Source organism: Rhodanobacter geophilus (assembly GCF_040812275.1).
Classification (GTDB): domain Bacteria; phylum Pseudomonadota; class Gammaproteobacteria; order Xanthomonadales; family Rhodanobacteraceae; genus Rhodanobacter_A; species Rhodanobacter_A geophilus.
This window is the reverse complement of record NZ_JBFOHL010000016.1, coordinates 35,816-57,338: the sequence shown is the minus strand read 5'-3', so window position 1 is coordinate 57,338 and position 21,523 is coordinate 35,816. Positions and strand designations below refer to the sequence as shown.

The following is a 21,523-nucleotide window of genomic DNA, read 5'->3' as shown; positions in this document are numbered from 1 at the left end:
GCGCGCCAGCGCGCTTCAGGAGTTTTCATGTCATCCAGCAGCTCGATCCGCCGCGACGTCGGCCCGTTCGCCCTGATGCTCACCGGCCTGGGCTCGATCATCGGCTCCGGCTGGCTGTTCGGCGCCTGGCGCGCGGCGCAGATCGCCGGTCCCGGCGCGATCTGGGCCTGGGTGATCGGCGCGGTGATCATCCTGTTCATCGCGCTGACCTATGCCGAGCTCGGCGCGATGTTTCCCGAATCCGGCGGCATGGTGCGCTACGGCCACTATTCGCACGGCTCGCTGGTGGGCTTCATCGCGGCGTGGGCGAACTGGATCGCGATCGTCTCGGTGATCTCGGTGGAGGCGGAGGCCTCGGCACAGTACATGTCCTCGTGGAAATGGGCGTGGGCGAAGGATCTCTACCACCAGGCGCCCGGCGGGCACGGCGAACTGAGCGCGGTCGGCCTCGCCATCGCTGCCACGCTGGTGATCGCGTACTTCCTGCTGAACTTCTGGAGCGTGAAGCTGTTTGCGCGCTCCAACACCGCGATCACCCTGTTCAAGCTGGTGATCCCCGCGCTCACCGCCGTGCTGCTGATCGCCAGCGGCTTCCATCCGGAGAACTTCAGCGTCGGCATCCACGGCGAGGTGCACTCCATCGACTTCGCCTCCGTGCTCACCGCCGTGGCGATCGCCGGCATCGTGTTCAGCTTCAACGGCTTCCAGAGCCCGGTGAACCTCGCCGGCGAGGCGCACAATCCGGGCAAGAGCATCCCGTTCGCGATCGTCTGCTCGATCGTGCTGGCCACCGCGATCTACGTGCTGCTGCAGGTGTCCTTCATCGGCGCGGTGCCGCGCGAGATGCTGGCCAATGTGGGCTGGCACGGCATCAACTTCAGCTCGCCGTTCGCCGACCTCGCGATCATCCTCGGCCTGCAGTGGCTGGCCACCCTGCTGTTCATCGACGCGGTGATCAGCCCCAGCGGCACCGGCATGACCTATACCGCCACCACCGCCCGCATGCTCTACGGCATGGAGCGCAATGGCACGCTGCCGAAGATCCTCGGCCACGTCCACCCGAAATGGGGCGTGCCGCGCCCGGCGATGTGGGTGAACCTCGCGGTGTCCTTCCTGTTCCTGTTCTTCTTCCGCGGCTGGGGCACGCTGGCCGCGGTGATCTCGGTGGCCACGATCATCTCCTACCTCACCGGCCCGGTCAGCGTGATGACGCTGCGCCGCACCGCGCCCGGCCTGCACCGCCCCCTGCGCCTCGCCGGCCTGCCCGTGCTCGCCGGCATCGCCTTCGTGATGTCCACCGAACTGCTGTACTGGGCGAAGTGGCCGCTGACCGGCGAGATCATCCTGCTGATGGTCGTCGCGCTGCCGGTGTACTTCTACTACCAGGCCAAGTCCGGCTGGCACGATTTCGGCCGCCAGATGAAAGGCGCCTGGTGGCTGGTCGCCTACCTGCCCGTGATCGCCTTCGTCTCCTGGGCCGGAAGCACCACCTTCGGCGGCCAGGGCTACCTGCCCTATGGCTGGGATCTGCTGGTGGTCGCGGTGATCGGTTTCGTGTTCTACGTCTGGGGCGTCAAGTCGGGCTGGCGCACGCCGTCGGTGGAAGCCGCCGAGCTGGAGGCTGCCTCGCATCCGGATGCGCCGCTGGTGCCACCGGAAGAGCTTGATGCGGAGCGCCTCACCGGGCATTGAGCCCTGTCTCGGCCGTTACCGCCAACCCGCGTGTTCAAGCTGCTTCAAAGCGGTTTCATGCGCCTGCCGGCGCCCGAGTCACTTTTCTCTGCGTGGCCAGAGAAAAGCAACCAAAAGAGAGGCCACCCCGATGGCGCGCCATAGGGGCCCCGGGTAAAGCAGCGCGCTCCCGGCGCGCACTTTTCAGGAGAGCTGAGCACGAGCACCGCGCGATGCGCGGTGCTCTGCTGTTGCTTCTGGCGCGCAGGAAGCGCGCCTGCTCTTTCGGGGCCCCTGGGCGGCGGCGGGGCGGGGACGACCAGGCCGCGCAGCGGGCGCACGGAACCGCTTTGTCGCTGGCGAGAACCCGGAAAGAGCAAGAGCGCCCTCTCCCCCAACCCCTCTCCCGCAGGCGGGCGAGGGGCAAAAACGTGTTGCGGCAGGCGGCCGAAACCGCTTTGCATCTTGCGACACGCAAGGCACCAGCCACCGCGCTCAATCGCGCCCCGCGAACGCCTCCCGCAACCACGCATGCATCAGCCCGTACGAGCGCGCGGCCACCTTCGCGTCGTACTTGCACCCCGGCGAGTTCTCGCCCACCTCGGTGAAGCAATGCACCGCATGGCCCAGCACCACGAACTGCCAGTCGGCAGGGCTCTGGCGCATCTCGTCCATGAACTTGTCGGCGTCCTTCATCGTCCACGTGTCATCGGCGCCGTTCATCGCCAGCACGCGGGCCTTGATGTGCCTGGCCATCGACGCGTCGTCGGTGGAAAGATCGCCGTGGAAGGACACGACGGCGGCGACATCCGCGCCGCTGCGCGCGAGATCGAGCACCGCCGCACCGCCGAAGCAGAAGCCGATCGCGGCGAGTCTCGCGGTGTCGATGGGGGCATCCTTCGCCTGCGCCTTGAGCTGGGCCAGCGCCTCGTTGATGCGCGAGCGCATCAAGGCGCGGTTCGCGTACAGCGGCTTCACCGCGGCCTGCGCCTGCTCGGCGTTGTCCAGCTGCGGGCGCACGTTGGCGCCGTACATGTCGGTGAGCAGGATCACGTAGTCCTTGCCCGCGATCATCTCGGCCTTCCTGATCGCTTCGTCGTTCACGCCGAACCAGTTCGGCACCATCACCAGGCCGGGACGCTTCGCGCTGCCGGCGTCGTCGTAGACCAGCACGCTGTGGAAGCGCGTGCCGCCCTGCGTCCATTCCACCGGGCGATGCACCATCTTCGCCTGCACGGCGAAGGCGAGCAGCGAGAGCAACACAGCACTGCAGAATCGAGCGATACGCATGACGGCTCCTCCTGATGGATGCCCCTGGCTTCCAGGGGACGACATTCAAAATCCGGCGGCATGCTCCGCCAGGTGACGTTTCAATGGCGCCAACCGGTCGAGCAGGCGCACGCCGAGGCCGCGCGCGGCGACCAGCGGCGGCGACCGCCAGGCATAGATGCGCGCCAGCACGTCGAAGCCGCGCGCGTCCAGCGTGTCGGCGCTGCGCCGGCGGCGCGCGTAGCGACGCAGCACGTGGGCGGCGGCGAAATCGCGGCCTGCGTCGCGCGCGGCGACCAGCACGTCGCGCAGTTCGGCCACGTCGCGCAGGCCCAGGTTCACGCCCTGCCCGGCCAGCGGATGCACCGCGTGCGCGGCATCACCCAGCAGCACGAAGCGTTCGGCCTGGTAGGTCTCGGCCAGTTGCAGCTTGAGCGGGAAGGCAGCGCGCTTCGTGGTCGACACGACGCGCCCCAGGCGGAAATCGCTGGCAACGCCAAGCTCCTGCAGGAAGGCCGCGTCGGAAAGCAGAAGCACGCGCTGCGCCTCGTCCTCGGGCAGCGACCACACGATGGAGCTGCGCCCGTCCGCCAGCGGCAGCAACGCCAGCGGACCGGTCGGAAGAAAGCGCTGCCACGCCGTTTGCGCGTGCGGCCGCTCGGTGGCCACGTGCGCCACTACCGCACGCTGCGCGTAGTCGCGGCCGCGGGTGGCGATGCCGGCCATCGTGCGCAGCGGCGAGGCGGCTCCGTCGGCGGCCACCACGAGGCGTGCGGACAGGCTTGCGCCGTCGGCCAGCTCCAGCGTGACGCGGTCCTCGCGCGCATCGAAGCCGCGCACCTCGGCCGGGCACAGCCGGCGCACGCCGGCGGTTTCCAGCGCCTGCCACAGCGTCCACTGCACCAGGTTGTTCTCGACGATGTGGCCGAGCAGGTCGCGTCCCTCGTCGGCGGCATCGAAGGCTATCGCTGCGCCGCTTTCGCTGTCCCACACATGCATGCGCGCATAGGGACCGGAACGCGCGCCGCGAATGGACGTCCAGACGCCCAACTCGTCGAGCAAGGCGATCGACGACGGCGCCAGCCCCACCACCCGCAGGTCCACTTCGTCGGCGACGCTCCAGGGCTGCGGCGCACGCGCCTCCAGCAGGGCGGTGGCGAAGCCGGACTTGGCCAGTGCCAGTGCGGCGGCGGCGCCCACCATGCCACCGCCGACCACGGCAACATCCAGTGCAGGGCCGCGACGCGGCGCATGGGTGTAATGCGAGACGCTCACGGCAACCGCTCCAGCACCGCGCGCGGCGGCTCGCCGCGGAAGCCCATGCCACGCCGCGCCAGGCGATCCTGCAGCGGCGCCACGCGGTCGTGGGCGAGCAGTGCCAGCGAGCGCAGCGGCGCGAGCAGGGGTTGTTCGAGACAGGCGAGGCGCACCAGGCCGTGGCTCATCGCCATGGTGCCTTCGCGATCGGGCGCGCGGCGCGCGGCATAACGCTCCAGCAAGGCAGGCGCCCCCGGATCGTCCGCGGCAGCGACCAGCTCGGCCAGGGTCAGCGCATCGCGCAGGCCGAGGTTGAAGCCCTGCGCACCGATCGGATGCACGGTCTGCGCGGCATTGCCCACCAGCACCGCGCGCGGGCCGGCGAGCCGCTGCGCGGCCACGCGATGGATCGCATAGGGATGGCGCTTGCCGGGCCGCGAAAGACGACCGAGCCGCCAGCCGAAACGCTGCTGCGCCAGCGCGATGAAACCATCGTCCTCCAGCAAGGCAACCGCGCCGGCCTCTTCCGCGGGCACGGTGAGCACCAGGCCGCAACGCCCCTCGGCCAGCGGCAGCAAGGCCACCGGGCCGGCGTCCGCGAAGCGCTCGAACGCGCGGTTGGCATGCGCGCGCTCCGGCGTCACCGTGGCGACGAACAGGGTTTGCCCGTAGTCGTGGCGTTCGGCGTCGATGCCCAGCTGTTGACGCACGAAGGATTCGGTGCCGTCGGCTCCCACCAGCAACGAGGCATCGATCGCGCGCTCGCCGTCGGCCGTGCGGATGCGGGCGCGCCAGCCATCCGGCTGTGCTTCCAGCGACTCCAGCTTCGCGGGCGCAAGCCGGGTCAGCCGGGTGCAGGCGTCCAGCCGGCGCAGCAGCGCCGCGCCCAGCTCGCGTGCGGGCAGGGTCCAGCCCAGCGCGTCGACGCCGTGCTTCGCCGCCGCCAAGCGCGCGCTGCCGAACTCGCCGGCGCGGCTGACGTGGATGTGCCGGATCGGCGCGGCCTGCGCCGCCGCGTGCGGCCACACGCCGATCGCGGCGAGGCCGTTGACGGTGGCCCGGGCCAGCGCGAGGTTGCGTTCGTCGTAGCTGGGCTGGGCATCGGTGCGCGGCGCGGCGGCCTCGACCAGGGTGGCGGCGACGCCGGCGGCGTCCAGCGCGATGGCGAGGCTGGCGCCGACCAGGCCGCCACCGACGATCAGCACGCCGCGATCGGCAGGGGATGCGGAGGGATTCATGCACCGGATGATACGCGCCAGCGCGATGCCCACGCATCGGGCCGGTCGCATTGGGATAAACTGGGCGTCTGAATCCCGCCGAGCTGCACGGAGTACACAATGGCAACCACAACGACCCGACGCCTGGCCATCTTCCTGGGTCTGGCCCTGGTGATGGGCGTCACCCGCTTCCATCCCTCGCTGCTGCACCACGCGCTGTGGGATGCCTCGTGGGGCGTGTTCTTCCTCGCCGGATTCTGGCTGCGCGGCCAGGGCCGCTGGGCCTTCCCGCTGCTGATGGCCGAGGCGGTGCTGGTGGACTACCTCGTCATCACCGGCCAGGGCATCGATTTCTGGAGCCACTACTGCGTGTCGCCGGGCTACTGGTTCCTGGTCCCGTCCTACGGCGCGTTGTGGCTGGGCGGCAGCTGGCTGGCGAAGCGCCAGCAGGGCCTGCGCCTCTCCACGCTGGCCCTCGCGGTCGCCGCGCTGCTGGTCGCCGAGGGCGTGTGCTACCTGATCTCCAACGGCAGCTTCTACTGGATCAGCGCCAGCGTGCCGGCGCCGCGCAGCTTCGGCGCCTGGTTCGCCAACCTCGGCGACTGGTACCTGCCGTTCCTCACCGGCACCGCCCTCTACGTGGCGCTGGGTGCGGTGGTGCATGCCCTGGCGACCCAGCTGTCGCGCCTGTCGCAGCGCAGCGGCCACGCCCAGCACTGACGTGGGCAACCGCCTGTCCAAGATCTATACCCGCACGGGGGATGACGGCACGACCGGCCTGGGCGACGGCTCGCGCGTGGCCAAGGACTCGCCGCGCGTGGCCGCCTACGGCACCGTGGACGAGCTCAACAGCACGATCGGCATGGTGCTGGCCTGCGAGGGCGTGGACGCGGCGGTGCGCGAGGCGCTGACCCAGGTGCAGCATGAATTGTTCGACCTGGGCGGCGAGCTGTGCATCCCCGGCATGGCGATGATCGAGGATGCCGACGTCACGCGGCTGGAAGGCGTGCTGGATGCCTTCAACGAACCGCTGCCGCCGCTGAAGGATTTCATCCTGCCCGGCGGCGGCATGGCCGCCGCCTGCTGCCACCTGGCACGCACCGTGTGCCGCCGCGCCGAGCGCGAGGTGATCACGCTGCGCCAGCTGGAACCCGAAGTGCGGCCACAGACGCAGCGCTACCTCAACCGCCTCTCCGACCTGCTGTTCGTGCTCTGCCGCGTGCTCGCCCGCGCCGGCGGCCACGGCGAGGTGCTGTGGCAGCACGAACGGCGGCGCAAGCCCGCCGCCAGCTGAAGCGGCCGCATGCTGCGGCTGTACACCCACCCGGCCTGCCTGCAACACGACAACGGCCCCGGCCACCCCGAAGCGCCGGCACGTCTCGCCGCCGTGCTGCGTGCGCTTGACCACGACCGCTACGCCGCGCTGGACCGGGTGGAGGCGCCGCGTGCCAGCCGCGAACAGCTGCTGCGCGTGCATGCGGCAGCCCATGTCGAACGCATGCTCGCCGCCGTGCCGCCCGGCGAGATGCGGCGGCTGGACGAAGACACCGTGCTGTCACCCGGCTCTGCCGAGGCCGCGCTGCGCGCCGCCGGCGCCGCGGTGGCGGCGGTGGACGCGGTGCTCGGCGACGACCACGTGCGCCACGCGTTCTGTGCAGTGCGGCCGCCCGGCCACCACGCGACTCGCGAGCAGGCCATGGGCTTCTGCCTGTTCAACAACGTGGCGGTGGCCGCGGCGCACGCGCTGGCGGCACATGGCCTGAAGCGCGTGGCGATCGCCGACTTCGACGTGCACCACGGCAACGGCACCCAGGACATCTTCTGGCGCGAGCCGCGCGTGCTGTTCGCCTCCAGCCACCAGATGCCGCTGTACCCGGGCAGCGGCAGCCCGGGCGAACGCGGTGCCGGCAACATCCTCAACCGGCCGCTGTCGGCCGGCGACGGCTCCTGCCTGTTCCGCGAGCTGTGGGAAGGCGACCTGTTGCCGCGCATCCGCGCCTTCAGGCCGCAGCTGCTGCTGGTCTCCGCCGGCTTCGACGCCCACCGGAACGACCCGCTGGCCGGGCTCTGCCTGGGCAGCGAGGACTATGCCTGGATCACCGCAAAGCTGGTCGAGCTGGCGAACCAGCACGCCGGCGGCCGGCTGGTCTCCACGCTGGAAGGCGGCTACGACCTCGCCGCGCTGGCGGCCAGCACGGCGGCGCATGTCGGAGAGTTGCTGGAGTAGGAGCGGCTTCAGCCGCGATTCGTTGCCGGTTGGTCGCGGCTGAAGCCGGCCCTACTCCGGCACGAAATCCAGCGCCAACGAGTTGATGCAGTAGCGCAGCCCGGTGGGCCCGGGGCTGTCGGGGAACACGCGGCCCAGATGCGAGTCGCCATGTGCGCAGCGCACCTCGATGCGCCATTCCGCCTCGCTCCTGACCAGCCCGGGTTCGTTCATGACTGAATCCTCGTTGCGTGTCGCGGCCTGGCATGTCTGCCTGATCCGGGGTCTTTCTGCTAGCTTTACGGGCCTCACGGCCGCCGGGTTTCCATTGTGACGCGCAAGCTCCCTCCACGACGCCTGCTGGCGGTTGCCGCCGCCCTCGCCCTGGCCGGCGGCCCGATCGACGCCGTGGCCAGTGGCACGGGGCCGCATCGCAAGACCTCGCTGGACGGCAGCGAGCAGGTCTGCCCGCTGGGCTCCTTCCACTGCGCGCCGCGACCGTACAACTATGCGATGTGCCGCCCGAACGCGATGCTGGCGTTCTACGACCCCACCCTGAGCCGCGACAGCAGCGTGCGCGACACCAGCAACACCTACGTGTGGGCGCAGCACGTGGACAGCTCCAACCAGACCGTCTACCACCTCTCCGGCAACGTGCGCATGGACCGTGCAGACCAACGGCTGCAGGCGGACACCGTTGACTACAACGACGACACCACCGACTACGACGCGCGCGGCAACGTGCGCTACCAGGACTACGGCCAGCTGATGGCCGCCACCCACGCCCGCGGCAACGACGATGCCAGCACCGGCATCGCCGACGACGTGCGCTACCAGATGCTGGACTCGCGCGGCAATGGCGTGGCCAACCAGGCGCAGATGTTCGACGCCGACCACACCCTCTACACGAAAGCCACCTACTCCACCTGCGACGTCGGCCACCACGTGTGGGAGTTCCGCGGCAAGTCGATCACCGTCAACAAGGAGACCGGCCGCGGCGTGGCGCACAACGCCACTTTCCGCGTCGGCAACGTGCCCGTGCTCTACCTGCCCTGGTTCAGCTTCCCGGTGGACAACCGGCGCATGACCGGCTTCCTGTACCCGACGATCGGCCACACCAGCCGCTCGGGCTACATGCTCAGCACACCGTTCTACCTGAACCTCGCGCCGAACTACGACGCCACGCTGGATCCGCGCATCTACACCTTGCGCGGCCCGATGCTGGACGGCGAGTTCCGCTACATGGTGCCGGGCAGCAGCAGCACGATGGACGTGCAATACGTGCCGAACGACCATGGCACCAACGATCCGGGCACCACCAGCGACACCCAGGGCACGCGGCGCTACCGGGTCACCCTCACCGACACCGTGCACCTGTGGCAGAGCTGGAACTTCAGCACCTCGATCGACCGCAGCTCCGACAACAGCTTCTACTACGACTTCGGCAACGACCTGGGCGGCGCCCCGGTGTACATACTGACTTCCAGCGCGCAGATCGCGGGCGGCGGCAAGTGGTGGAACGCCTCGGTGGGCGGCACCGCCTACCAGAACATGAACCCGTTCCTCACCGATGCGTCGCTGCCCTACCGGCAGTTGCCGTACGCCAATTTCAACGTGGACCTGCCGCTGAACCGCTGGCTGGAATTCGGCATGACCAACCAGTTCGTGGCGTTCCGCAAGCCGGGCTACGTGGAAGGCAGCCGCGAGGACATCGAGCCATGGATCGGTGCGGACTTCGGCACGCCGGCATGGTTCGTGCGCCCACGCGTCGCGTGGCGCTACACCGACTACCAGCTCAGCAACGGCTACCAGGACTACGGCTACTACGGACTGCTGGGCAGCGGCACTTCGACGCCATTCATGCAGAAGTCGCCCAGCCGATCGCTGCCGATCGTCAGCGTCGACAGCGGCCTGGTGTTCGACCGCAACATCTCGCTGTTCGGCCAGAGCTACACGCAGACGCTGGAGCCTCGGCTGTACTACCTCTACGTGCCGTACCGCAACCAGGACAACCTGCCGCTGTTCGACAGCAGTCTGATGACGTTCGACTACTGGCAGCTGTTCTCCACCAACCAGTTCGCCGGCGCCGACCGCCAGATGAACGCGAACAACCTCACTGCCGCGGTCACCACCCGCCTGCTCGACGACGGCGGCGTGGAGCGCCTGTCCGCCAGCTTCGGCCAGATCCGCTACTTCACCCCGCAGGAGGTGCAGATGCCGAACGGTGCGAACACGGTGTCGCCGGCCACCGACTGGTCCGGCTCATCGTACGTGGCCCAGCTGGACCTGCAGTTCAGCGACCGCTGGCACGTCAACAGTTCCTACCAGTGGAGCCCGAACACCCGCCGCACCGACATGGCGATGCTGCAGTTGCAGGGGCGGCTGGGCCTGGACGGGGTGGTCAACTTCGCCTACCGCTACCGCAAGGGGCTGATGGAACAATACAGCGTCTCGGCGGTCTACCCGCTGTCCGAGCGCTGGCGCCTGATCGGCGCATGGACGTACGCCGAGCCGATCAAGGGCGTGGTCACCCCGCTGAAGGGCACGATCGAGGCGCTGGCCGGCGTGGAATACGACAGTTGTTGCGTCACCCTGCGGCTGGTCGACCGCAGCTACGTGAACCAGGGCTACTACGGGGTTGCACCGCCCACGACGCCGGGCCAGACCAACTTGCGCGACAACGCGGTGATGTTCGAAGTCGTCTTCAAGGGCATGGGTTCCACCGGCGGCCAGATCGACCCACTGCTGCACCGTGATATTCTCGGCTATCAATAAACCGCTGTATCCACCTTCCGGCTGCTCCCTGATGAAGCGATTCCTCGCCCTGCTCCTGCCCGCCCTCGTGCTCGCGCTGCCCGCGCAGGCGCAGTTGCTGCCCAATACCGGCGCGCCTGCCGGCCAGACCCAGTCGCTGGACCGCATCGTGGCCGTGGTGAACGAGGACGTGATCCTGCAAAGCGAACTCGACAACGCGGTGCACTCGATCCAGCAGCAGTACGCCAGCCAGCCCGGTCAGTTGCCGCCGATGAACGTGCTGCAGCAGCAGGTGCTGGACCGGCTGATCCTGATGCGGCTGCAGCTGCAGAAGGCCGACGACCAGGGCGTGCACGTCTCCGATGCCCAGGTCGACCAGGCCGTGGCCCAGGTGGCCCAGCAGAACAAGATGAGCCCCGACCAGCTGCGCGCCGAAGTCGAGCGCACCGGCCAGGACTTCGCTTCCTTCCGCCAGCAACTGGCCGACCAGCTCACCGTGCAGCAGCTGCACCAGAGCGTGGTGCACGACTCGGTGTCGGTCACCGACAGCGAGATCGACAACCTGCTGGCCAGCCCCAGCTACAAGGCAGGCGAGGTGCACCTGGCGCATATCCAGATCAGCATCCCGGGCGGCGCCGATGCCGCCGCGATCCAGGCCGCCGCGGCCAAGGCCGAACAGGCGATCAACGCGATCAAAGGCGGCATGGACTTCAACGCCGCGGCGATCCGCTACTCCGACGCGCCCGACGCGCTGGACGGCGGCGACCTCGGCTGGCGCCGCATGGACGAGATCCCGCCGGCCTTCGCCGACACCGTGGCCAACATGAAGCCCGGCGACGTCAGCTCCGCGCTGCGCGGTCCCACCGGCTTCCACATCCTCAAGCTGGTCGGCCAGCGCGAACCGTCCAAGCAGATCGTCACCGAGTACCACGCACGGCAGATCCTGCTCAAGCCCAGCGAGCTGATGACGCCGGACCAGGCACAGCAGAAGGCGCAGGAGCTGTACGACCAGATCGTCAACAAGCATGCGGACTTCGCCAAGCTGGCCAAGGACAACTCCAAGGACGACACCACCGCCAACCTCGGCGGCGACATGGGCTGGTTCGCGCAGCAGGCCTGGGGCAGCGCGATCGCGCAGCAGCTCGGCCAGCTGAAGGAGAACCAGGTCTCGCAGCCGTTCCAGACCAGCGACGGCTGGGACATCCTGCAGCTGCTGGGCACCCGCCAGAGCGATCTCACCACCCAGATGGAACGCGAGCAGGCACGCCAGGCGATCGGCAACCGCAAGGCCGAACAGGCCTACGACGACTTCCTGCGCGACCTGCGCGCGAATGCCTACATCAACGTGCTGGTGCCCGCGCTGCGCGACGACGTCAACACGCCGGCAGACGCCGGGAAAGCCTCCTGACCGGGGATCGCCGGCATGGCGCTCCCACGGCTCGCCGTCACCGCCGGTGAGCCGGCCGGGATCGGTCCGGAACTGATCGCGCGATTGGCCGCCACGCCATTGGCGGCGGACCTGGTGGCGGTCACCGACCGCAATCTGCTCGAACGCGCCGCCGCGCGCTGCGGCCTGCACCTCGCACTGGTCGACGATGACGGTACGCCGCGCGACCAGCGCGGCGACGGCAGCCTGCGCGTGCACCACGTGCCACTGGGCGCCACGGAAATTCCCGGCCGACCCGATCCGCGCAACGCACGGCACGTGCTCGCCACCCTGGCCGAGGCCGCCGACGGCTGCCTGGCCGGCCGCTACGCCGCCGTGGTCACCGCGCCGCTGCAGAAGGCCACGATCAACGAGGCCGGCATCCGCTTCAGCGGCCACACCGAGTTCTTCGCCGAGCGCACCGGCGCCGACGTGGTGATGATGCTGGCCAGCCCCGAGCTGCGCGTGGCGCTGGCCACCACGCACCTGCCATTGAGCGCCGTGCCTGCCGCGATCACCCGCACCGCACTGGAACGCACGCTGCGCATCGTGCACGCGGAGCTGCGCGCGAAGTTCGGCGTCGCCACCCCGCGCATCGCCGTGCTCGGCCTCAACCCGCACGCCGGCGAGGGTGGCCACCTCGGCCGCGAGGAACTGGACACCATCATCCCGCTGCTGGACGACCTGCGCGCCGAAGGCATGCAGCTGATCGGCCCATTGCCCGCCGACACCGCCTTCGTGCCCGCGCAGCGGGCACGCTACGACGCGGTGCTGGCGATGTACCACGACCAGGCGCTGCCGGTGCTGAAAAGCGAAGCCTTCGACCGCACCGTGAACCTCACCCTCGGCCTGCCCTTCATCCGCACCTCGGTCGACCATGGCACCGCGCTCGACCTCGCCGGCAGCGGCCGCGCCGATCCCGCCAGCCTGATCGCCGCCGCGGATATGGCGCTGAGTCTCATCGCCCGCTCTTCGCCCCTGCTCCTGCGTGGAGAAGGCCGGGGTGATGGGCCGCTCCGGCGACAGACGCCATGAACCACGCTCCTGCTCGCCCCAAGAAAAGCTTCGGCCAGCACTTCCTGCACGACCGCCGCTACATCGACGACATCGTGCGCGCGATCGCGCCGCGCGATGGCGATTTTCTGGTGGAGATCGGCCCCGGCGAAGGTGCGCTCACCCTGCCGCTGCTGGCTGCCGCGCACACGCTCTCCGCGATCGAGCTGGACACCGACCTGATTCCCGCGCTGAAGGCCCGCGCCGCGGAAGTCGGCGAACTGGCCATCGTCCACGCCGACGTGCTGAAGGTGGACCTGACCGCGCTGGCGCACCGGCATGGCGTGGCGCGCCTGCGCATCGCCGGCAACCTGCCCTACTACATCTCCAGCCCGATCCTGTTCCACTGCGTCGAGCACGCGGCGGTGATCGAGGACATGCACTTCATGCTGCAAAAGGAAGTGGTCGAGCGCATGGCCGCGGAACCCGGCAGCAAGGTCTATGGCCGGCTGTCGGTGATGCTGCAGCTGGCCTGCAGGGTGGTGCCGCTGTTCGAGGTGCCGCCGGAAGCGTTCCGGCCGCCGCCCAAGGTGGATTCGGCGGTGGTGCGGGTGGTGCCGCTGGCACCGCACGAGCGCCACGACGCCGATCCCGAACTGCTGCACGCAGTGGTGAAGGCGGCCTTCGGCCAGCGCCGCAAGACGCTGGGCAACGCGCTGCGGCAGCTGCTCGACGCCGACGCGATCCGCGGCGCTGACGTCGATCCCAAGGCGCGCGCCGAGACGCTGGCGCCAGCGGATTTCGTGCGTCTGGCCAAGCGGCTCGGCAGCCGCTGAATCTGCCCGTGCACGTTGCGTGCATGCGGCGACCGTTCGCCGGCGACAGGCCTTACAATCGCCGCATGAGCGCTAACAACCCCTACACGATCGACGTGCAGGTCACGACCCGTTTCGTCCCCGACCAGTCCCGCCCCGACGACAACCGCTACGTGTTCGCCTACACCATCACGCTGCGCAACGCGGGCAGCGTGCCCGCGCAGCTGCTGGCCCGGCACTGGGTGATCACCGACGCCAACGGCAAGGTCGAGGAAGTCCGCGGCGACGGCGTGGTGGGCGAGCAGCCGTGGATGCGCCCGGGCGACGACTACGAATACACCTCCGGTGCGGTGCTGGAGACCCCGGTGGGCACCATGGGCGGCTGCTACCAGATGCTGGCCGACGACGGCACCCGTTTCGAGGCGCCGATTCCGTCGTTCACCCTGTCCATCCCGCGCACGCTGCACTGATGGCGACGCGCTGATGGCCACCTACGCGATCGGCGACGTGCAGGGTTGCTACCCGGAACTGCAGCGCCTGCTGGACAAGCTGCGCTTCGACCCGGTGGCGGACCGGCTGTGGTTCTGTGGTGACCTGGTGAACCGGGGCGGCCAGTCGCTGGCCACGCTGCGGCTGATCCACGGCCTGCGCGAGCAATGCGTCATCACCCTGGGCAATCACGACCTCAGCCTGCTGGCGATCGCGCTGCGCAAGCCCGAGGCCCAGGCCAAGGTGAATCCGGAACTGCGCGAAGTGCTGTTCGCCGACGACGCGCCGGTGCTGTTCGAATGGCTGCGCTCGCAGAAGCTGCTGCACCACGACGAGCAGCTCGGCTGGACCATGATCCACGCCGGCCTCGCACCTGCGTGGACGCTGCGGCAGGCCCAGAAAGCCGCGCAGGAAGTGGAGCGCGAACTCTCCAGCCCGCGTCATCCGCGCATCCTCCGCAACCTGTTCGGCAACCGCCCGGCCAGCTGGTCGAGCCGCCTGCAGGGACTGGACCGTCACCGCGCCACGATCAACCTGCTTACCCGCATGCGCTACTGCGACGTCAATGGCCGCATCGATTTCGAGGGCAAGGGCGAGCCCGGTACCCAGCGGCCCGGGCTGTACCCCTGGTTCGAGGTGCCCGGCATGCGCCGCCGCGAGACGCGCATCGTCTGCGGCCACTGGTCTGCACTGGGCCGTTTCGCGGGCCTCGGCGTATACGCGATCGACACCGGCTGCGTGTGGGGTGGCCAGCTCACCGCGCTGCAGCTGGACAGCGAGGAACCACGCTACATCGCCGTGAACGCCGAACCGCACCGCAAGCGGCCGCCCGGCGGCGGGGACTGACGGGCCGCAGGCGACCTGTCAGTCCCCGATCCATGGATGGATCACATGCTGCGTGGCGGCCGCCGCGCAGTGGAGTCCCGGTTGGCCACCGAGCAACCGGGGCGAGTCAGGGAAAGCACAGGAAGTGCTTTCCCCGGCACAAACAGCGCGGGCTTTTGATTTCCGCCGAACAAACCCGAAGCCCCCTGCAAGACACCCATGCAGGCATGCGACACGAAAAACCCCGCCGAGGCGGGGTTTTTCATGTCTTCGCCTCAGGCCAGCTGGCCGTGGCAGTGCTTGTACTTCTTGCCCGAGCCGCACGGGCAGGGATCGTTGCGGCCCACGCGTGGCGTGTCCGGCTGCTGCAGCTGCAGGGCGCCGGCCGGATCGGCCTCGAGGCCGCCGGTGGGCGCGCCGCCGCCGCTGGCCAGCATCTGCCGCTGCAGGCGCTCGGCAAGGCGCTGCTGCTCGGCCTCCATCGCGGCGACTTCCTCCTCGCTGCGGATGCGGATGCGCGCCAGCATCTGCACCACCTCGGCCTTGATGCGGTCGAGCATGTCGGAGAACAGCCGGAACGATTCGCGCTTGAATGCCTGCTTGGGGTCCTGTTGCGCGTAGCCCACCAGATAGATGCCCTGTCGCAGGTAGTCCATGTTCGCCAGATGTTCCTTCCAGGCGTTGTCGACCACGGTCAGCATGATGTGCTTCTCAAGCTGGCGCATGGTCTCGGCGCCGATCTGCGCCTCCTTGGCCCGGAACAGCCCCTCCACGCCGTCGCGCACGTGTTCGAGGATCATCGGCGCATCGATTTCCGGTTGCTGCTCCAGCCAGTGCGGCAAGTCCAGCGACAGGCCGAACCGGCTTTCCAGCTCACGGTCGAGGCCGGGGATGTCCCACTGCTCGTCGATGCTGTCCGGCGGCACGTGGTCGCGCACGATGCTCTCGACCACGTCGTTGCGGATGTCGGCCACGGTGGCGGAAACGTCCTCGCCCTCCAGCAGCTCGTCGCGCTGGCGGTAGATCACCTTGCGCTGGTCATTGGCGACGTCGTCGAATTCGAGCAGGTGCTTGCGGATGTCGAAGTTGTGCTGCTCGACCTTGCGCTGCGCCTTCTCGATCTGGCGGCTGATCATCTTGTCTTCGAGCGCGTCGTCTTCCTTCATGCCGAAGCGCTTCATCCAGCGGATCAGGCCCTCGCCACCGAAGATGCGCAGCAGGTTGTCCTCCAGCGACAGGTAGAAGCGCGAGGAACCCGGGTCGCCCTGGCGGCCGGAACGGCCGCGCAGCTGGTTGTCGATGCGGCGCGACTCGTGCCGCTCGGTACCGATGATGTGCAGGCCACCGGCAGCGAGAACCTGCTCGTGCAGCTTCTTCCACTCGGCCTTGACGCGGGCGCGGTCGACCTCGGTGGCCTCCGCCGGCAGCGTGGCCAGTGCCGCCTCCAGGCTGCCGCCGAGCACGATGTCGGTACCGCGGCCGGCCATGTTGGTGGCGATCGTCACCTGTCCCGGCGCGCCGGCCTGGGCCACGATGTGGGCCTCGCGCTCGTGCTGCTTGGCGTTCAGCACCTCGTGCGCGACCTTGGCCTTGCGCAGCTGTTCGGACAACAGCTCGGACACCTCGATCGAGGTGGTGCCGACCAGCACCGGCTGGCCGCGCTTGTGGCAGTCCTTGATGTCCTCGATCACCGAGTTGTACTTGGCCTGCTGGCCGAGGAAGACCAGGTCGGCGTTGTCCTTGCGGATCATCGGCTTGTGGGTGGGGATCACCACCACTTCCAGGCCGTAGATGCTCTGGAACTCGAACGCCTCGGTGTCGGCCGTGCCGGTCATGCCGGACAGCTTCTTGTACATGCGGAACAGGTTCTGGAACGTCACCGTGGCCAGCGTCTGGTTCTCGCGCTGGATCGGCACGCCTTCCTTCGCCTCCACCGCCTGGTGCAGGCCGTCGGACCAGCGCCGGCCCGGCAGGGTGCGGCCGGTGAACTCGTCGACGATGATGACCTCGCCGTCGCGCACGATGTAGTCCACGTCACGCTGGTAGATCGCGTTGGCGCGCAGCGCGGCGTTGAGGTGGTGCACCACGGCGAGGTTCTTGGAGTCGTACAGGCCGCTGTCCTCGCTGATCACGCCGGTCTCGCGCAGCAGCTCGTCGGCATGCTGCATGCCGTCCTCGGACAAGTGCACCTGCTTCTGCTTCTCGTCGACCCAGTAGTCGCCGGCGCCCTCTTCCTCCTGCTGGCGGATCATGCGCGGCACGATCTTGTTCACCGCGATGTAGAGCTGCGGCGAGTCCTCGGCCGGGCCGGAGATGATCAGCGGGGTACGCGCCTCGTCGATCAGGATCGAGTCCACTTCGTCGACGATGGCGTAGTGCAGGCCGCGCTGATAGCGCTGCTCCTTGCTGAGTGCCATGTTGTCGCGCAGGTAGTCGAAGCCGAACTCGTTGTTGGTGCCGTAGGTGATGTCGGCGGCGTAGGCCTTGTGCTTGTCGGCGTGCTCCATGCCCGGCCACACCACGTCGGTGGTCAGGCCGAGGAAACCGTACAGCTTGCCCATCTGCGCCGCGTCGCGACGGGCCAGGTAGTCGTTCACGGTGACCACGTGCACGCCCTTGCCTTCCAGCGCGTTGAGGTACACCGGCAGCGTGGCCACCAGGGTCTTGCCCTCGCCGGTGCGCATCTCGGCGATCTTGCCCTGGTGCAGCACCATGCCGCCGATCAGCTGCACGTCGTAGTGCCGCATGCCGAGCACGCGCTTGGCACCCTCGCGCACCACCGCGAAAGCCTCCGGCAGCAGCTTGTCCGGCGACTCGCCGCCGGCGACGCGCTGCTTGAATTCTTCGGTCTTGCCCCGCAGCGCCTCGTCACTCAGCTTCTCGAATTCGGGTTCCAGCGCGTTGATGCGCACCACGATCCGCGACAACTGGCGCAGCACGCGCTCGTTGCGGCTGCCGAAAATGCTGGTGAGGGCACGATTGAGCATCGATCTTCCGGATGACGGGGACAAGGGGCCGCGCCTTGGCGCAACCCAAACGGGCATGTTACTACACGGGCCCGGGCGGTACCCATGGCCAAGGTCCCGGGACTTCCGGCATGGCGGCGCCGGCCTGCGGATTCAAGGGCGGCGTGCGCGGCGTGCGGCGGGTATCATCGTCGCATCGCCCCATTCCGGAGCCGTCGGTCATGTCCCGCGCTGCCTCGCGTCCCCGCGGTCCGCAAGCGCTCGGCGCCTGCGGATCCTTCGCCACTCTTGCCGGCAGGGCCGCCGCGCTGGATGCGCTGGACCGCGCGCTGCGCCAGACCCTGCCGCTGCCGCTGCGCGAGCAGGTGCGCTTCGCCAACCTGCGCGGCGGCCGGCTGCTGTTCCTCGCCGCCACGCCCGCCTGGGCCACGCGGCTGCGCCTGTTGCAGGCGCAGGTTCTCACGACTGCGCGCAGCCTCGACATCCGCGCCGAGGCGATCGGGATCAAGGTGAGCCCGTTGCCACGGATCGAGCTGGAACCCGAACGCGCGCGCGCGCTGTCGCCCGGGGCTGCGGTCCACCTGCGTGCCGCAGCCTTGGCCACGACCGATCCCGAGTGGCGCGAACTGTTCGGCCGGCTGGCCGCGCTGGCCAAGACCGGCAGGTGATTGTTGCGATCGCCCTGATCGCGAGGATCGAACCGGCGCCCATCCGTGGCCGCACTCTTCAAGCTTATCCTTGCGATCATCCCTGATCGCGAGGATCAAACGGGCGCCCATCCGTGGCCGCACTCTTCAAACATACTCTTGCGATCATCCCTGATCGCGAGGATCAAACGGGCGGCCATCCTGGCCGCACTCTTCAAGCATACCCTTGCGATCATCCCTGATCGCGAGGATCAAACGGGCGCCCATCCGTGGCCGCACTCTTCAATAAAAAACCGCCGCATCACGGGATGCGGCGGTTTTGGGTTGCTTGCCTGTCGACTGTCGCGATGCGCGCGATCAGATCGCCTGGGCGGGATGGGCGTAGGAGATCGGCGAGGTGGCCGGATCGTCCTGGTAGCTGACTTCTTCCCAGGCCGAGGCATCGGCCATCAGGGTGCGCAACAGCTTGTTGTTGAGCTCGTGGCCGGACTTGTGCGCATGGTAGGCGCCGATCAGGCTGTGACCGAGCAGGTAGAGATCGCCGATCGCGTCGAGGATCTTGTGCTTGACGAACTCGTCCTCGTAACGCAGGCCGTCCTCGTTGAGCACGCGGTAGTCGTCCAGCACCACGGCGTTGTCCATCGAACCGCCCAGCGCGAGGTTGTGTTCGCGCAGCATCTCGATGTCGCGCATGAAGCCGAAGGTGCGCGCGCGGCTCACTTCCTTCACGAACGAGGTGGTGGAGAAGTCGATCTCGGCGCGCGAGGTGCGCTTCGAGATGATGGGGTGGTTGAACTCGATCGAGAAACCGACCTTGAAGCCCTCGAACGGCTCGAAGCTGGCCCACTTGTCGCCTTCCTGCACCTTCACCGGCTTCTTGATGCGGATGAAGCGCTTGGCGACGTTCTGCTCCTCGATGCCGGCGGACTGCAGCAGGAACACGAAGGGACCGGCGCTGCCGTCCATGATCGGCACTTCGGGGGCCGACAGATCCACGTAGGCGTTGTCGATGCCGAGGCCGGCCATCGCCGACAGCAGGTGTTCGACCGTGGCAACGCGCACCTCGCCGTTCATCAACGTGGTGGAAAGGCGGGTGTCGCCCACGTTGTCCTGACGCGCACGGATGTCCACCGGCGGATTGAGATCCGTGCGGCGGAACACGATGCCGGTGTTGGGCGCGGCAGGGCGCAGGGTCATGTACACCTTGTCGCCGGTATGCAGACCCACGCCGGTGGCGCGGATGATGTTCTTGAGCGTGCGCTGCTTGATCATTGTCGTTGGTACCTGCCAAGTAGCAGCCAATCAGGGGTCGGATGCTAACACAGTTTTAACCAGCTGCAATAGCAAACCGTACCGTACAGTCTGGTCGGACCTTCATGCGCCCTTCATCCCGGAAGATGCGCCACGGACATGGTTCTCCGCACGCTGCGCGCACGGGGGCGACACGATACCCCGGGCCGGGACGGGATTCCGGCACCGGGGTAACGGATCGGCCAGTCCGGGCTTCCGCCCGGCCGGGGGATCATGCGGCGTCCCTGACGCATCGTCTTGCAGATTCAGGCCCGAACGCACCAGACGGCCGTTCGCTGACAACCACGGCACCTCGCCGCGGCAGCGGACCCGAGTCCACCCATCATGTTCCTGCAATGACCAGTTCGACAGGCGTTTTGTTCAACTCCTTGTTAACAAGCGGGGGCGCCCAGTTCAGGCGCCGGCCACTTCAATCGGCCTGGCGCCGCAGGAAGGCCGGGATATCCAGGTACTCCAGGCCATTGTCCTGGCTCTTCGCCGGTGCCTCGCTGCGCGGGTTGGTGGTGATCACCGACTCGGGCTGCGCGTAGTCGACCACCTCGTTGCCGGTGCCGGTACGCAACACCACCGGACGCGGACGCTGGCGCATCTCCACCTGCTTCTGCTCCACCATCCGCACGTTCCGCGAAGCGGGGGCGCGGTTGAGGCCGGTGGCGACCACGGTGACGCGCACCTCGTCCTTCAGCTCCGCATCGAGCGAAGTGCCGATCACCACGGTGGCGTCCTCGCTGGCGAAGTCGTGGACGATGCGGCCGATCTCGTCGAACTCGCGCATGGTGAGGTTGGGGCCGGCGGTGACGTTGACCAGGATGCCGCAGGCGCCGTTGAGGTTGACGTCTTCCAGCAGCGGGTTCTTGATCGCCTCCTCGGCCGCGGCCTGGGCGCGGTCGTCGCCGCTGGCGGTACCGGTGCCCATCATCGCCTGGCCCATCTCGCTCATCACCGTGCGCACGTCGGCGAAGTCGACGTTGATCAGGCCCGGCGCGGTGATCAGGTCGGCGATGCCCTGCACCGCACCCTGCAGCACGTTGTTGGCCGCCTTGAACGCGTTGATCAGGGTGACCTCGCGGCCGAGCACGCTGAGCAGCTTCTCGTTCGGCACGGTGATCAGCGAGTCGACGTGCTGGCTGAGGTCCTCGATGCCCTTCATCGCCACCTGCATGCGGCGACGGCCCTCGAACGGGAACGGCTTGGTGACCACCGCCACGGTGAGGATGCCCTTTTCCTTGGCCAGCTGCGCCACCACCGGTGCGGCGCCGGTACCGGTGCCGCCGCCCATGCCAGCGGTGATGAACACCATGTCGGCGCCTTCCAGCATCGCCTCGATGCGCTCGCGGTCCTCCAGCGCGGCCTGGCGGCCCACTTCGGGATTGGCGCCGGCGCCGAGGCCCTTGGTGACGTTGGAGCCCAGTTGCAGGTGGGTGCGCGAATTGCAGCTGGTCATCGCCTGCGCATCGGTGTTGGCGACGATGAACTCCACGCCCTCGATGTTGGCGTTGATCATGTGCGCCACGGCATTGCCGCCGCCGCCGCCCACGCCGACAACCTTGATGACTGCGTTGGGTGCAAGTTTCTCGATCAGTTCGAACATTTCCCGTCCTCCAGAGTTGTTGTCGTTGTAACCGCGGGTGGCGACTCCTGTCGCTCCGTGGTGGTGGGCGGACATCCCGCCGCCCG

Annotated in this window: 18 protein-coding genes; 11 read left to right on the top strand and 7 right to left on the bottom strand. The window is 68.5% G+C overall.

The genetic code is table 11. The features are described 5' to 3' along the window. Window positions 1-27 precede the first annotated feature (27 nt). Window positions 28-1,692: an APC family permease gene (locus tag ABQJ56_RS15480; RefSeq protein WP_367845918.1), complete on the top strand. Its 1,665-nt coding sequence runs from the start codon at window positions 28-30 to the stop codon at window positions 1,690-1,692. A gap of 474 nt (window positions 1,693-2,166) precedes the next feature. On the opposite strand, the gene ABQJ56_RS15475 is transcribed toward ABQJ56_RS15480, so the two are convergent. Genes ABQJ56_RS15475 through ubiH form a run of 3 tightly spaced genes read right to left on the bottom strand, consistent with a single transcriptional unit; the run spans window position 2,167 to window position 5,435 of the window. Further along, window positions 2,167-2,961, bottom strand: a complete 795-nt coding sequence (locus tag ABQJ56_RS15475; protein WP_367845917.1) for a dienelactone hydrolase family protein — start codon at window positions 2,959-2,961, stop codon at window positions 2,167-2,169. A gap of 45 nt (window positions 2,962-3,006) precedes the next feature. Further along, window positions 3,007-4,215 carry a UbiH/UbiF/VisC/COQ6 family ubiquinone biosynthesis hydroxylase gene (locus ABQJ56_RS15470; protein WP_367845916.1) on the bottom strand — a complete coding sequence of 403 codons (1,209 nt, stop codon included), beginning with the start codon at window positions 4,213-4,215 and terminating at the stop codon, window positions 3,007-3,009. Continuing rightward, complete coding sequence (gene ubiH, locus ABQJ56_RS15465) at window positions 4,212-5,435, bottom strand: 2-octaprenyl-6-methoxyphenyl hydroxylase (RefSeq protein ID WP_367845915.1); 1,224 nt, start codon at window positions 5,433-5,435, stop codon at window positions 4,212-4,214. The genes ABQJ56_RS15470 and ubiH overlap by 4 nt, the downstream gene beginning before the upstream one ends. A 99-nt stretch (window positions 5,436-5,534) precedes the next feature. On the opposite strand from ubiH, the gene ABQJ56_RS15460 reads away from it, so the two are divergent. The 3 genes from ABQJ56_RS15460 to ABQJ56_RS15450 are packed head-to-tail and all read left to right on the top strand — an operon-like array spanning window position 5,535 to window position 7,641. Further along, a complete protein-coding gene (locus ABQJ56_RS15460; protein WP_367845914.1) occupies window positions 5,535-6,134 on the top strand; it encodes a hypothetical protein in 600 nt (199 codons plus the stop codon). Between the two features lies 1 nt (window position 6,135). Beyond that, window positions 6,136-6,708 carry a cob(I)yrinic acid a,c-diamide adenosyltransferase gene (locus tag ABQJ56_RS15455; protein ID WP_367845913.1) on the top strand — a complete coding sequence of 191 codons (573 nt, stop codon included), beginning with the start codon at window positions 6,136-6,138 and terminating at the stop codon, window positions 6,706-6,708. A 12-nt stretch (window positions 6,709-6,720) separates the two neighbouring features. Continuing rightward, the gene (locus ABQJ56_RS15450) at window positions 6,721-7,641 is read left to right on the top strand and encodes a histone deacetylase family protein (protein WP_367845926.1); all 921 of its coding nucleotides are present in this window, start codon (window positions 6,721-6,723) and stop codon (window positions 7,639-7,641) included. A gap of 51 nt (window positions 7,642-7,692) precedes the next feature. Here ABQJ56_RS15450 and ABQJ56_RS15445 read toward each other — a convergent pair whose 3' ends face one another. Continuing rightward, window positions 7,693-7,854, bottom strand: a complete 162-nt coding sequence (locus tag ABQJ56_RS15445; RefSeq protein WP_437343441.1) for a peptide-methionine (R)-S-oxide reductase — start codon at window positions 7,852-7,854, stop codon at window positions 7,693-7,695. Between the two features lie 96 nt (window positions 7,855-7,950). Here ABQJ56_RS15445 and ABQJ56_RS15440 point away from each other — a divergent pair, with 96 nt between their 5' ends. The 6 genes from ABQJ56_RS15440 (at window position 7,951) to ABQJ56_RS15415 (ending at window position 14,943) form a co-directional block, all read left to right on the top strand. Further along, on the top strand, window positions 7,951-10,395 hold the full coding sequence (locus tag ABQJ56_RS15440) for an LPS-assembly protein LptD (protein WP_367845912.1): 2,445 nt from the start codon (window positions 7,951-7,953) through the stop codon (window positions 10,393-10,395). Window positions 10,396-10,426: 31 nt separating this feature from the next. Next, entirely contained in the window at window positions 10,427-11,782 is a 1,356-nt protein-coding gene (locus ABQJ56_RS15435; protein WP_367845911.1) for a peptidylprolyl isomerase, read from the top strand. Window positions 11,783-11,797: 15 nt separating this feature from the next. Next, window positions 11,798-12,835: a 4-hydroxythreonine-4-phosphate dehydrogenase PdxA gene (gene pdxA / locus ABQJ56_RS15430; protein WP_367845910.1), complete on the top strand. Its 1,038-nt coding sequence runs from the start codon at window positions 11,798-11,800 to the stop codon at window positions 12,833-12,835. After that, window positions 12,832-13,629, top strand: coding sequence for a 16S rRNA (adenine(1518)-N(6)/adenine(1519)-N(6))-dimethyltransferase RsmA (rsmA, locus tag ABQJ56_RS15425; protein WP_367845909.1), 798 nt, complete (start codon window positions 12,832-12,834; stop codon window positions 13,627-13,629). The genes pdxA and rsmA overlap by 4 nt, the downstream gene beginning before the upstream one ends. A gap of 65 nt (window positions 13,630-13,694) precedes the next feature. Continuing rightward, window positions 13,695-14,078 carry a Co2+/Mg2+ efflux facilitator ApaG/CorD gene (gene apaG / locus ABQJ56_RS15420; RefSeq protein WP_367845908.1) on the top strand — a complete coding sequence of 128 codons (384 nt, stop codon included), beginning with the start codon at window positions 13,695-13,697 and terminating at the stop codon, window positions 14,076-14,078. A gap of 13 nt (window positions 14,079-14,091) precedes the next feature. Continuing rightward, window positions 14,092-14,943 carry a symmetrical bis(5'-nucleosyl)-tetraphosphatase gene (locus ABQJ56_RS15415; RefSeq protein WP_367845907.1) on the top strand — a complete coding sequence of 284 codons (852 nt, stop codon included), beginning with the start codon at window positions 14,092-14,094 and terminating at the stop codon, window positions 14,941-14,943. 254 nt (window positions 14,944-15,197) lie between these two features. Here the strand turns inward: ABQJ56_RS15415 and secA are convergent, their stop codons facing one another. Beyond that, complete coding sequence (secA, locus tag ABQJ56_RS15410; RefSeq protein WP_367845906.1) at window positions 15,198-17,909, bottom strand: preprotein translocase subunit SecA; 2,712 nt, start codon at window positions 17,907-17,909, stop codon at window positions 15,198-15,200. Window positions 17,910-18,109: 200 nt separating this feature from the next. Here secA and ABQJ56_RS15405 point away from each other — a divergent pair, with 200 nt between their 5' ends. After that, a complete protein-coding gene (locus ABQJ56_RS15405) occupies window positions 18,110-18,556 on the top strand; it encodes a DciA family protein (RefSeq protein ID WP_367845905.1) in 447 nt (148 codons plus the stop codon). A gap of 336 nt (window positions 18,557-18,892) precedes the next feature. Here ABQJ56_RS15405 and lpxC read toward each other — a convergent pair whose 3' ends face one another. Together lpxC and ftsZ are read right to left on the bottom strand one after the other, a co-directional pair. Further along, window positions 18,893-19,807: a UDP-3-O-acyl-N-acetylglucosamine deacetylase gene (gene lpxC, locus ABQJ56_RS15400; RefSeq protein ID WP_367845904.1), complete on the bottom strand. Its 915-nt coding sequence runs from the start codon at window positions 19,805-19,807 to the stop codon at window positions 18,893-18,895. 448 nt (window positions 19,808-20,255) lie between these two features. Beyond that, complete coding sequence (gene ftsZ, locus ABQJ56_RS15395) at window positions 20,256-21,437, bottom strand: cell division protein FtsZ (RefSeq protein WP_367845903.1); 1,182 nt, start codon at window positions 21,435-21,437, stop codon at window positions 20,256-20,258. Between the last annotated feature and the right edge of the window lie 86 nt (window positions 21,438-21,523).

Excerpts from the sequence above, each read along its gene's own strand:
- apaG (WP_367845908.1), top strand. The coding sequence starts at position 13,695 with ATGAGCGCTAACAACCCCTACACGATCGACGTGCAGGTCACGACCCGT.
- ABQJ56_RS15405 (WP_367845905.1), top strand. The coding sequence starts at position 18,110 with ATGTCCCGCGCTGCCTCGCGTCCCCGCGGTCCGCAAGCGCTCGGCGCC.
- ABQJ56_RS15445 (WP_437343441.1), bottom strand. The coding sequence starts at position 7,854 with ATGAACGAACCCGGGCTGGTCAGGAGCGAGGCGGAATGGCGCATCGAG.
- lpxC (WP_367845904.1), bottom strand. The coding sequence starts at position 19,807 with ATGATCAAGCAGCGCACGCTCAAGAACATCATCCGCGCCACCGGCGTG.
- secA (WP_367845906.1), bottom strand. The coding sequence starts at position 17,909 with ATGCTCAATCGTGCCCTCACCAGCATTTTCGGCAGCCGCAACGAGCGC.
- ABQJ56_RS15475 (WP_367845917.1), bottom strand. The coding sequence starts at position 2,961 with ATGCGTATCGCTCGATTCTGCAGTGCTGTGTTGCTCTCGCTGCTCGCC.
- rsmA (WP_367845909.1), top strand. The coding sequence starts at position 12,832 with ATGAACCACGCTCCTGCTCGCCCCAAGAAAAGCTTCGGCCAGCACTTC.
- ABQJ56_RS15415 (WP_367845907.1), top strand. The coding sequence starts at position 14,092 with ATGGCCACCTACGCGATCGGCGACGTGCAGGGTTGCTACCCGGAACTG.
- pdxA (WP_367845910.1), top strand. The coding sequence starts at position 11,798 with ATGGCGCTCCCACGGCTCGCCGTCACCGCCGGTGAGCCGGCCGGGATC.
- ABQJ56_RS15460 (WP_367845914.1), top strand. The coding sequence starts at position 5,535 with ATGGCAACCACAACGACCCGACGCCTGGCCATCTTCCTGGGTCTGGCC.
- ABQJ56_RS15480 (WP_367845918.1), top strand. The coding sequence starts at position 28 with ATGTCATCCAGCAGCTCGATCCGCCGCGACGTCGGCCCGTTCGCCCTG.
- ubiH (WP_367845915.1), bottom strand. The coding sequence starts at position 5,435 with ATGAATCCCTCCGCATCCCCTGCCGATCGCGGCGTGCTGATCGTCGGT.
- ftsZ (WP_367845903.1), bottom strand. The coding sequence starts at position 21,437 with ATGTTCGAACTGATCGAGAAACTTGCACCCAACGCAGTCATCAAGGTT.
- ABQJ56_RS15435 (WP_367845911.1), top strand. The coding sequence starts at position 10,427 with ATGAAGCGATTCCTCGCCCTGCTCCTGCCCGCCCTCGTGCTCGCGCTG.